2 protein-coding genes are annotated in these 1,030 nt (G+C 41.2%); both read left to right on the plus strand.

Features of this window, described 5'->3' with window-relative positions; genetic code table 11:
* The first annotated feature begins 93 nt into the window (after positions 1-93).
* Positions 94-561 (plus strand): IS1595 family transposase, encoded by a 468-nt coding sequence (locus tag ORQ98_RS29490; RefSeq protein ID WP_274692403.1) that lies wholly within the window; start codon positions 94-96, stop codon positions 559-561.
* 4 nt (positions 562-565) lie between these two features.
* On the plus strand, positions 566-1,018 hold the full coding sequence (locus ORQ98_RS29495; RefSeq protein WP_425347740.1) for an IS1595 family transposase: 453 nt from the start codon (positions 566-568) through the stop codon (positions 1,016-1,018).
* Positions 1,019-1,030: the final 12 nt, after the last annotated feature.

A 1,030-nucleotide genomic window follows, 5' to 3' on the forward strand; every position in this document is an offset into this window, starting at 1 on the left:
GGCTCTATATGGATTCCTGGGGGACTATGTTAGCAGGCAAAAAGCTGTATACTCGAGCATTCATAATGGATTATCAACGAGTCGTTTATAAAAATGATCAATATAAAGCAACTGGTTAGTGATGAGTATTGTTATCAGCTTATACGTCAACGACGTTGGCCAGAAGGAGTGTGTTGCCCTTATTGCCAATCCCATGGAGTGAAAAGTCATGGTTATCACACTACCCAAAAAGCTCGTAAACGCTATCACTGCCAGAGCTGTAAAAAGCGATTTGATGACTTAACATTCACTGTATTTGCAGGACATCATCAGCCATTAAAAGTCTGGATACTCTGCTTGTATTTTATGGGCCTCAACTTATCCAACCGACAAATTGCCCATGAACTTGATTTAAATAAAGATGATGCACAATACATGACCAGTCAGCTGCGCGAAAGTATTTTTGCTAGCCTACCCATTGAGCAATTAAGTGGTGAAGTAGAAGCCGATGAAGTGTATGTAGTTGCTGGTCATAAAGGTCAGCCAGAAGCAGTAAAAAAAAGGACGAAAAGGCCGGCGTAATCGACTGAAAGGAGCAAGAGGACGAGGAACCTTAGAAAAAGAAAAACCACCGATTTTAGGGCTAGTTGAGCGTGGAGGACAGTTGATTATTCGCATGTTGGAGAACGTAAAGCAGAAAACCATAGCTCCTATTATCAAGCAAGTTATTAGTCCAGACACATTAATTTATACTGATGAATACAACATTTATGGTAGATTGCCAACCTGGGGTTATCAGCATAAAACCGTTTGTCATGGGAAGGGTGAATATGCTCGGGATGAAGATGGTGATGGTTTTTATGAGGTTCATGTCAACACCGTAGAAGGCTGTTGGTCACTTCTGCGGTCTTGGCTCAGGCCGCATCGCGGTATATCGCAAGAGAAATTGCCTTATTATTTGGCATTGTTTGAGTTTGTGTATAATTTAAAACGTCGTGGTAAAGGGTTATTAAGTGATTTAGTAGGGCTATTAATATAGCCCCCAGGAATC

Origin of the sequence: Spartinivicinus poritis, assembly GCF_028858535.1 — a bacterium.
Classification (GTDB): Bacteria; Pseudomonadota; Gammaproteobacteria; order Pseudomonadales; family Zooshikellaceae; genus Spartinivicinus; species Spartinivicinus poritis.

Coding starts and splice junctions, on each gene's coding strand:
- ORQ98_RS29490 (WP_274692403.1), top strand. CDS start 94: ATGATCAATATAAAGCAACTGGTTAGTGATGAGTATTGTTATCAGCTT.